7 protein-coding genes and 1 pseudogene are annotated in these 10,096 nt (G+C 72.5%); 7 read left to right on the forward strand and 1 reads right to left on the reverse strand.

Annotation, left to right across the window (positions count from 1 at the left end; genetic code table 11):
* Positions 1–45 precede the first annotated feature (45 nt).
* Positions 46–1,707 carry a fumarate hydratase gene (locus tag ACWDSL_RS11345; RefSeq protein WP_450484045.1) on the forward strand — a complete coding sequence of 554 codons (1,662 nt, stop codon included), beginning with the start codon at positions 46–48 and terminating at the stop codon, positions 1,705–1,707.
* An 820-nt stretch (positions 1,708–2,527) separates the two neighbouring features.
* Here the strand turns inward: ACWDSL_RS11345 and ACWDSL_RS11350 are convergent.
* Positions 2,528–3,586 carry a chitinase gene (locus tag ACWDSL_RS11350; RefSeq protein ID WP_450484047.1) on the reverse strand — a complete coding sequence of 353 codons (1,059 nt, stop codon included), beginning with the start codon at positions 3,584–3,586 and terminating at the stop codon, positions 2,528–2,530.
* Between the two features lie 183 nt (positions 3,587–3,769).
* On the opposite strand from ACWDSL_RS11350, the gene ACWDSL_RS11355 reads away from it, so the two are divergent.
* The 6 genes and pseudogenes from ACWDSL_RS11355 to ACWDSL_RS11380 form a co-directional block, all read left to right on the forward strand.
* Positions 3,770–3,994, forward strand: coding sequence for a hypothetical protein (locus tag ACWDSL_RS11355; protein ID WP_450484049.1), 225 nt, complete (start codon positions 3,770–3,772; stop codon positions 3,992–3,994).
* Between the two features lie 62 nt (positions 3,995–4,056).
* A complete protein-coding gene (locus ACWDSL_RS11360; RefSeq protein ID WP_450484061.1) occupies positions 4,057–6,189 on the forward strand; it encodes a bifunctional polysaccharide deacetylase/glycosyltransferase family 2 protein in 2,133 nt (710 codons plus the stop codon).
* 81 nt (positions 6,190–6,270) lie between these two features.
* Positions 6,271–7,674 carry a class II fumarate hydratase gene (locus tag ACWDSL_RS11365; RefSeq protein ID WP_450484051.1) on the forward strand — a complete coding sequence of 468 codons (1,404 nt, stop codon included), beginning with the start codon at positions 6,271–6,273 and terminating at the stop codon, positions 7,672–7,674.
* A 57-nt stretch (positions 7,675–7,731) separates the two neighbouring features.
* Positions 7,732–8,433 carry a cytidylyl-2-hydroxypropylphosphonate hydrolase gene (fomD, locus tag ACWDSL_RS11370; protein WP_450484053.1) on the forward strand — a complete coding sequence of 234 codons (702 nt, stop codon included), beginning with the start codon at positions 7,732–7,734 and terminating at the stop codon, positions 8,431–8,433.
* Positions 8,434–8,760: 327 nt separating this feature from the next.
* Entirely contained in the window at positions 8,761–9,423 is a 663-nt protein-coding gene (locus tag ACWDSL_RS11375; protein WP_450484063.1) for a class I SAM-dependent DNA methyltransferase, read from the forward strand.
* A gap of 57 nt (positions 9,424–9,480) precedes the next feature.
* A pseudogene (locus ACWDSL_RS11380) lies at positions 9,481–10,096 on the forward strand (hypothetical protein); the annotation flags it as partial.

Genomic DNA, 10,096 nt, shown 5'->3' on the forward strand with positions numbered 1-10,096 from the left:
GTCGAAGAAGTCAGCCGTAGCCCCGTCGAGTGAGGAATGGCCGCGATGCCAGAGTTTGCCTATTCGGACCTGCTGCCCCTGGGCGAGGACACCACGCCGTACCGCCTGGTGACCTCCGAGGGCGTGAGCACCTTCGAGGCCGGCGGGCGTACGTTCCTCAAGGTCGAGCCGGAGGCGCTGCGCAAGCTCGCGGCCGAGGCGATGCACGACATCTCCCACTATCTGCGCCCGGCGCACCTCGCCCAGCTGCGCCGCATCCTGGACGACCCCGAGGCCAGCCCCAACGACCGCTTCGTCGCGCTGGACCTGCTGAAGAACGCCAACATCGCGGCCGCGGGCGTGCTCCCGATGTGCCAGGACACCGGCACGGCCATCGTGATGGGCAAGCGCGGGCAGAACGTGCTGACCGAGGGCGGCGACGAGGAGGCCCTGTCGCGCGGCGTGTACGACGCGTACACCAAGCTCAATCTGCGCTACTCCCAGATGGCCCCGCTGACCATGTGGGAGGAGAAGAACACCGGCTCCAACCTGCCGGCCCAGATCGAGCTGTACGCGACCGACGGCGGCGCGTACAAGTTCCTCTTCATGGCCAAGGGCGGCGGCTCGGCCAACAAGTCCTTCCTCTACCAGGAGACGAAGGCGGTCCTCAACGAGGGCTCGATGATGAAGTTCCTGGAGGAGAAGATCCGCTCGCTGGGCACCGCGGCCTGCCCGCCGTACCACCTGGCGATCGTGGTCGGCGGCACCAGCGCGGAGTACGCGCTCAAGACCGCGAAGTACGCCTCGGCGCACTACCTGGACGAGCTGCCCACCGAGGGCTCCCCCACCGGTCACGGCTTCCGCGACAAGGAGCTGGAGGAGAAGGTCTTCGAGCTGACGCAGCGGATCGGGATCGGCGCGCAGTTCGGCGGCAAGTACTTCTGCCATGACGTACGGGTGGTCCGGCTGCCGCGGCACGGCGCGTCCTGCCCGGTGGCCATCGCGGTCTCCTGCTCCGCCGACCGCCAGGCGCTGGCGAAGATCACGCCCGAGGGCGTCTTCCTGGAGCAGTTGGAGACCGATCCGGCCAGGTACCTGCCGGAGACCACCGATGAGCACCTGTCGGACGACGACGTGGTCCGCATCGACCTCAACCGGCCGATGGACGAGATCCGGGCGGAGCTGACCAAGTACCCGGTCAAGACCCGGCTTTCGCTCACCGGCCCGCTGGTCGTCGCCCGCGACATCGCGCACGCGAAGATCAAGGAGCGGCTGGACGCGGGCGAGGAGATGCCGCAGTACCTGCGCGACCACGCCGTCTACTACGCGGGCCCGGCCAAGACCCCCGAGGGCTACGCCTCCGGGTCCTTCGGGCCGACGACGGCGGGCCGGATGGATGCGTACGTGGAGCAGTTCCAGGCGGCCGGCGGCTCGTACGTCATGCTGGCCAAGGGAAACCGCTCCCGGCAGGTCACCGACGCCTGCGACGCGCACGGCGGCTTCTACCTCGGCTCGATCGGCGGCCCGGCGGCGCGGCTGGCCCAGGACTGCATCAAGAAGGTGGAGGTCCTGGAGTACGCGGAGCTCGGCATGGAGGCTGTCTGGAAGATCGAGGTCGAGGACTTCCCGGCGTTCGTCGTGGTCGACGACAAGGGGAACGACTTCTTCACCGACCCGGGCCCGTCCCAGCCGTTCGTCACCAGCATCCCGGTCCGCCCGGGGAGCTGACCGCTTCGCCTGCGCCGGTGCGCCGTCTCGCGGCATTCGGCTCACGCGGGCGCGGCTTTCGTCTCGGACCCTCCGGGTCCAAAACGCCAGCAGAAGGAGGGAAGGGGGCGGCCGGCCCGGTGCCCCCATTCCTCGGCCCGGCGGACGGCTGAGCCCAGAACAGGCTCCGCTGCGCTCCGCCGCAGCTGCTGCCGCGCAGTGGCCAAGCGGTCAGTCCAGCGGTGCGCTGGACCGGGGCGCGGGAGCGCGACAGATGAGCGAGCACCGGCAGCCAGGACCCCCTCTCCACCCACCTGCTCTCAGAAAACCACTTGATGCGGTACTTGATACAGAGCAAGCATCTTTTTAAGAGCAGGCGGGTGGAGAGCCCCCGACCGGACCAGCCCCCACCACTCCGGACGACCACCCACCGCCCCACCGTCCCACCGCCCGCCGACCGGTGAGAGCCCATGGGGCAGGACGGCGACGATGCCTCGGCGCCCCTCCCCGTTCCCGCTGCCGGCCGCTGTGCGCCGAAGGCGCGAGACGACGCCCGCACGCGGCGTCCGGACCATGCCGCCCAGCGATCGCCGGCCCGTACGTCACGCTCACGCGCCCCGACGCAGCGCACCGCTGAACTGGCCGGCTCGCCACCGCGCGGCAGCAGTCGCGGCGGAGCGCAGCGGAGCCAGTCCTGAGCTCAACCACCCATTGGGCCGAGGAACCAGGACACAGGGTCGGCCGCCCCCCTTCCCCCCTCCTGCCGGCGCTTTGGCCCCGGAGGGCCGGGGCGGGTGACCACACCGCAGAGGAATCCCCCTGCGGGGCCTGCCGGGCCCGCTCAGCCGGCCAGCACCGCCTCGAACGCCCCCGGGCGCTGGATCACGCCGCTGCAGGCGGGGTCAGGACCGGGGGCGCCCTCGCCCGCGGGGCACGGGCGGTCGCGCTCCGCGGACCACATGGACAGCCGGCCGATCCCCTTGGCCGCGGCGAACCGGGCGAGCCCGGCGGCGTCCTCGAGCGTGAAGACCTCTCCGGAGACGTCGTTGACCCCGATCATCGGAGTCACGGTGAGGGTCTTCCAGGCCGCGGCCTCGGAGAGGCCGAGGACGCCGCGGATCCGGCCGTGGGCGTTGATGGCGGCCTGGACGGCGTACCGGCCCATATCGCCGGTGTGCTCGCCGCCGTAGTTCATGGCCATGATGTTCACGCCCGAGACATCGACGCCCTGGGCCCGGGCGTTGGCGAGCAGGGCGCTGCTGTCGTCGGTCAGGCCGTAGGGCATGGCGGGCAGGGTGAAGGAGACCTCCAGGCCGGGGCGGGCGCGCTGGAGCAGCGCGATGGCCTGCGCCCGGCGGGTGGCGGAGACGGGGTCGGCGAGGGTGGCGCCCTCGATGTCGAAGTCGGCCTTGGTGAAGCCGTAACGGTCGATCACCGCGGCGTAGGCGGTGGCGAGTTCGGGTACGTCGGCGCAGACCGTGGCCAGTTCCCGCCCGGCAGCGCCGCCGAAGGAGACCCGTACGTCGCTTCCGGCCCGGCGCACGGCGGCGATCCGGGCCGTCAGCGCCCGGTCGGCCAGCGGGATCCCGCCGTCCCAGACGGGGACGCAGCCGCCGCCCGCGATGACGAACCCCAGCGTGAACTCCTTGACGCCGCGCGCGGCGGCCTCGGCCATGTCGTACCCGGCCGCCCAGGCGCTGACGTACGGCGCCAACGGGACGTCAGGGCGGGCCACCGGCGGCGCGGGTGGGGGCGCGGGTGAGTGGGTGGGCGGGGGCGCGGTCGGGGACGCGAGCCGCGGGGGCGGGCGCTCGCCGCCGGCCCAGACGGCGACGGCGGCGCAGACGGCCGCGGCGAGCATGGTGCGGCCGCCCAGGCGCGGGGTGGAGATGGCCCTCACGCGATGTGCTCTCCTTCCGGTACAGGCTGCCGGGCGCGCCCCAACCGGATGCTCTGTTCGGCGGCGGCGGCGCTTCGGCCGCTCTTCAAAGCTCGCACATCGAATGAACCGTCACGAGCTATGACACACCGCACTGTTTACCTATATGCGGAAAATCCTATTTGCTGCATTAGCCTCTGGTTTATGGACCCTCAGTCAGACGCGGGGCCCGTGTTCGTGGACCTCTCCGGGCGCCGCGCCCGCCTGTTGCGGCACGCGGGCGTGGTCGCGGGGGCGGCGGTCATCGGATACACGGCCCTCCTGGGAACGGGCTTCTCGGGCGGCACCGCCGTCGCCCCCGACACTCTGGCCCCCGGCGCCGTAGCCGACCGGCACGCCGACCGCCGGACGGAGGCCGGGGCGCGATGAGCGGCGGCAGGCAGCCAAGGCTGCCGCGCCCGCGCCGGGTCTCCCGGCACACGGTGTCCCGGATGGCCGCCGCCGGGCGGCACGCCGTCCCCCGGCTGCGCATCGTGCTCGGCGTGGCCACGCTGGTCGCGGTGGTCTGCGGGATGCTGCTGGACGGCTATCTGCACGCCGAGGTCGGCAACGACGCCCGGGTGCACCGCTCGTACCACGCCCACGACGTCCCCCACCGGGTCCGCACCGGCGGCCCGGTGCTCACCTTCGACGACCGCGGCAGGCCCACCGGCCACCGCATCCCGGCCCGGACCATCGCGCTGACCTTCGACGACGGCCCGGACCCCCGCTGGACGCCCAAGGTCCTGAAGGTGCTGCGCGACCACGACGTGCCGGGCACCTTCTTCGTGCTCGGCCAGATGGTGGTCCGCAACCCTTCCCTGGTGCGCCGGCTCCGGGCCGACGGCCATGAGATCGGCGTGCACACCTTCACCCACGCCGACCTCGCCTACCAGGACCGCGACCGGGTGGACCGCGAGCTGGCCCAGTCCCAGCTGGCTCTGGCCGGTGCGGCCGGTATCAGCAGCTCGCTCTTCCGTGCCCCGTACGCCTCCACCCTCGGCGCGCTCGACGACCGGACCTGGCCGGTCCAGCGGTATCTGGGCGACCGGGGCTACATCAGCGCGTTCATCGACGTCGACAGCCGGGACTGGCAGCGCCCGGCCGTCGAGCGGATCGTCCGCAACGCCACCCCGAAGGCCGGGAAGGGCGCCGCCGTGCTCTTCCACGACGCGGGCGGCGACCGCTCGCGGACCGTGCGGGCGCTGGGGAGGTACATCGAGCGGATGAAGGCGAAGGGCTACACCTTCACCACGGTCACCGGGGCGCTCGGCGCCGAGGCCGCCGTCCACCCGGCCGACGGGGCGCGCGTCTGGCAGGGCCGGGCCCTGATCTGGGCGGCGGCGGTCACCCAGTTCGCCATGCCGGGGCTGGCCTGGCTGCTGGCCGTGGTGGGCCTGGCGGTGCTCGCCCGGCTGCTGATGATGGTGGTGCTGGCCTGGTGGCACCGGCGCGCCCGCGACCTGCGGCGCTTCACCTGGGGCCGGGCGGTGGACGAGCCGGTGAGCGTGATCGTGCCCGCGTACAACGAGAAGGAGTGCATCGCCAATACGGTGAACTCGCTGGCCGCCAGTACCCATCCGATCGAGATCCTGGTCGTGGACGACGGTTCGACCGACGGCACCGCCGATATCGTCCAGGCCCTCGGCCTGCCGAACGTACGGGTGCTGCGCCAGGAGAACTCGGGCAAGGCCGCGGCCCTCAACCGCGGTATCGACGAGGCCCGCTTCGATCTGATCGTGATGATGGACGGCGACACCGTCTTCGAGCCCGGCACCGTATGCGAGCTGGTCCGCCCCTTCGCCGACCCGGGCGTCGGGGCGGTCGCGGGCAACGCGAAGGTCGGCAACCGCGCCGGTCTGATCGGCGCCTGGCAGCACATCGAGTACGTGATGGGCTTCAACCTCGACCGGCGGATGTACGACCTGCTGCGCTGCATGCCCACCATCCCCGGCGCGATCGGCGCCTTCCGCCGCCGCGCCCTGCTGGACGTGGGCGGTATGAGCGCCGACACCCTGGCCGAGGACACCGACATCACGATCGCCCTGCACCGGGCCGGCTGGCGCGTCGTCTACCAGGACAGCGCCTGCGCCTGGACCGAGGCGCCCGGCACGGTGGGCCAGCTGTGGCGGCAGCGCTACCGCTGGAGCTACGGCACCATGCAGGCGCTGTGGAAGCACCGCCGCTCGCTGGTCGACCACGGCCCCTCGGGGCGCTTCGGCCGGGTCGGGATGCCGCTGGTGGTCCTCTTCCAGGTGGTCGCGCCGCTGTGCGCACCGCTGATCGACCTGTTCACGCTGTACGGGGCGGTCTTCATCGACCCGGTGAAGGCGCTGCTGGCGTGGTCGGCGCTGATGCTGGCGCAGCTGTTCGGCGCGGCGTACGCCTTCCGGCTAGACGGCGAGCGGTACGGCCCGCTGCTGGCGCTGCCGCTGCAGCAGATCGCCTACCGGCAGCTGATGTATCTGGTGCTGCTGCACTCGTGTGTCACCGCGGCGACCGGCGCCCTGCTGCCGTGGCAGAAGCTGCGCCGCACCGGCGAGGTCGACACCCCCCGTACGCCGGAGCCCAAGGCCGTACGGTGACCTGGCTCACCCGATCACCTGCCCCGGAGCGGGAACAGGCCGGGCTCGGCGGGCGCTGTGCTGAGTGGAGGTGGGCCCGTCATGTCCGACGAGAAGTCCGGCGAGAAGTACCGCATCGAGCACGATTCCATGGGTGAGGTGCGGGTCCCGGAGCATGCCAAGTGGCGCGCCCAGACCCAGCGGGCGGTGGAGAACTTCCCCGTCAGCGGGCAGCGTCTGGAGCGCGCGCATATCGAGGCGCTGGCGCGGATCAAGGCGGCGGCCGCCACGGTCAACGCGTCGCTCGGCGTGGTCGACGCCGACGTCGCGGAGGCGATCGCGGACGCGGCGGCGCAGGTCGCCGGGGGCCGCTGGGACGAGCACTTCCCCGTCGACGTCTTCCAGACCGGCTCGGGCACCTCCTCCAACATGAACATGAACGAGGTGCTGGCCACCCTCGCGAGCGAGCGCCTGGGCCGTGACGTCCACCCCAACGACCACGTCAACGCCAGCCAGTCGTCCAATGACGTCTTCCCCTCCTCCATCCACATCGCGGCCACCGCGGCCGTCACCGCCGATCTGATCCCGGCGCTCGACCACCTCGCGGCGGCGCTGGAGCGCAAGGCGGCTCAGTTCGCGGATGTCGTCAAGGCGGGCCGTACGCATCTGATGGACGCGACGCCGGTGACGCTGGGCCAGGAGTTCGGCGGCTACGCCGCCCAGGTCCGCTACGGCGTGGAGCGGCTGCGCGCCGCGCTGCCGCGGCTGGCGGAACTGCCGCTGGGCGGCACCGCCGTGGGCACCGGGATCAACACCCCGCCGGGCTTCTCCGCCGCCGTCATCGCCGAGCTGGCGCGCGCCACCGGGCTGCCGCTCACCGAGGCCCGCAACCACTTCGAGGCGCAGGGCGCGCGGGACGGCCTGGTGGAGACCTCCGGTCAGCTGCGCACCCTCGCGGTCTCCCTCACCAAGATCGCCAACGATCTGCGCTGGATGTCGTCCGGGCCGCGCACCGGGCTCGCCGAGATCGCCCTGCCCGATCTCCAGCCGGGCTCCTCGATCATGCCGGGGAAGGTCAACCCGGTGATCCCCGAGGCGGTGCTGATGGTCGCCGCCCAGGTCACCGGCAATGACGCCACCGTGGCCTGGGCCGGGGCGGCCGGGAACTTCGAGCTCAATGTGATGCTCCCGGTCATCGCCAAGAACCTGCTGGAGTCCGTCCGGCTGCTCGCCGCCGCCTCCCGGCTGCTGGCGGACCGTACGGTCGACGGGATCACCGCCAACGTGGCGCGCGCCCGCGAGTACGCGGAGTCCTCCCCCTCCGTCGTCACCCCGCTCAACCGCTACATCGGCTACGAGGAGGCCGCGAAGGTGGCCAAGAAGTCGCTGGCCGAGCGGAAGACCATCCGCGAGGTGGTTCTGGAGTCGGGGTATGTGGAGCGCGGGCTGCTGACCCTGGAGCAGCTGGACGAGGCGCTGGACGTGTTGCGGATGACCCACCCGTAACGCGGTGTTGCGGTACCGGTCACGGCGTGGTGCGGTCGGCCCACCTAAGATCTGCTCATGACAGCGGACATCGTGGAGACGACGGAGACGGCGGACACCGCTCGATGGGCGCCGGGGGACCACATCCTGTGGCGCTACCGCGCCAACGCCGCCGAGAACATTCACATCTGTCGCCCCGTGACCGTCGTCCAGGACACCGCCGAGCTGCTGGCGGTCTGGCTGGCAGCCGGCACCGCCTGCGTCAAACCGCAGCTCACCGACGGCACCTCGGTCCACCGCGAGCCGCTGTCCACCCGCTACACCAAGCCGCGCACCACCGCGCTGTCCACCTGGCTGGGCACCGGCGTCCTCAAGCTCGCCCGGCCCGGTGAGCCGTGGTCGGTGTGGCTGTTCTGGGAGCACGACTGGCGGTTCAAGAACTGGTACGTGAACCTGGAGGAGCCGCGGCTGCGCTGGAGCGGCGGTATCGACTCGGAGGACCACTTCCTGGACATCGCGGTCTACCCGGACCGCAGCTGGGAATGGAAGGACGAGGACGAGTTCGCGCAGGCCCAGCGCGTCGGCCTGATGTCCCCCCAGCAGGCCGAGCGCGTACGGGCCGCGGGCCGGGCCGCCGTCGGTCTCATCGAATCCTGGGGAGCGCCGTTCCGGGAGGGCTGGGAGGACTGGCGTCCTGACCCGGCGTGGACCGTCCCCGCGCTGCCGGCCGACTGGCACCGTACCGGCCGGTATCGCACGTCGGCGCACTCGAGGTCCTGAACCTCTTGCTGTGCCCCTGTGTTTCAAACGTAGGATCGTCGTCCGGAAGACTGCACTCGTGAAAACTCGTGGAAACCAGACAGCGGCGCAACTCACGAATGAGGCGTGACATCTGACGCGGTCACAGGAGGGGGCGGAGGCGTGAGCGGTGAGGGAGGCCGGCACGTCCACGGCGCGGCGGGAGACGGGGGGCCGGTGACGGTGACGGAAAGCCCAGAAGGCCCACAAGGCCCACAAGGCACGGGCGGCGCAGGCGGCACTGAACGCGCGAATGGCGACTGCGACGAGTACGCCGACGACTACGAGGGGTTCGAGGACTTCGACCGGCTGGCGCTGGACCGCAGCGGGCAGGCGGAGGCCTTCGACGCGATCGGCGACCGCTACGACGAGGCGTTCCCGCACAAGGACGGCCAGCTCGCGGCCGGCCGATGGCTGGCCGCCGCCCTCGCGCCCGGCTCCCGGGTGCTCGACGTCGGCTGCGGTACGGGCCTGCCCACGGCCCGTCAGCTCGTCGACGCCGGACACGAGGTGGTCGGCATCGACATCTCCCCGGGCATGCTCGAACTGGCCCGGAGCAACGTCCCGACCGCCACCTTCCAGCAGGTGGACATCGTCGACCTGCGCTCCGGCGGCCGCTACGGGCTGGGCGGATCGCGCGAACTGGGCGAATTCGACGCCGTCGTCGCCTTCTTCGCGCTGCTGATGCTGCCCCGCCCGGAGATCCCGTACGCGCTGCGGGCGCTGCGCGGGCTGCTGAGACCCGGGGGCCTGCTGGCCCTGGCCATGGTCGAGGCGGACGTGGACGACTTCGCGATCCCGTTCCTGGGCAACTCGGTGCGGGTATCCGGTTACCTGCGGGAAGAACTGCGGCGGGTCGTGCAGGACGCGGGCTTCGAGATCACCGGGGAGGACTCGCACTCGTACGCCCCGGCCAGCATCGACGTACCACCCGAGATCCAGCTCTATCTGCACTGCCGACGACGTGTCTGACACTCGGTGCGCCCGGAGGAACAGGGCGCATGGCCCCGGACGGATGGAAACCCACGCGTGACGGAGCACCCCACCTCCCACAATGAGCGGCAGGCCACCAGCCCAGCCGCCGCCTCGGGCGCGCCCGAGGACGCGCACGGCGCGGTCCCGGACCCGCGGACCGCCGTGCGACGGGCCGCCGCCCCCGGCCAGGAGCCGGACGGCGGGCGGCCACGCCCTGACTTCCCCGCGGCCGGACCGGCGAGCGCCCCGGCCTCCGGCCAGGGCCCGGCCGCCGACCCGGGCCCCGGGGCCGCCGAGCCGGGCGCTGCCCGCCCACGCGGCGAGGCCACGCCCGAGGAGCAGCCCGCCACGGGCCGGCGGCGGAGCCGCGGCCAGGGGGCCGCGCAGCGTGGCTCGGGCGCGGCGGGCGGACGGCGCGGGGGCGGCACCGCCGCCGGGCGCGGTGGCGGTGCGGCGGGGCGGCGGGCCGGGGCGGACTCGGACCGCCGGGGCCCGGCGGCCGGCGATTCGGCCAGTGACGCGGTAAGTGAGCACCCGGCGCAGCCGGAGCACGGCACACCGGAGGGCGAGCCTGTGTGGGACGCGGACCACAATGCCGCCAGGGGCGCGGCACGCCGGCCCGGGGCGCGGGACGGCGATCCCGGCCTCGGCGCCGAACCCCCGGCCGCCG

This window comes from Streptomyces sp. NPDC000941, assembly GCF_053599555.1.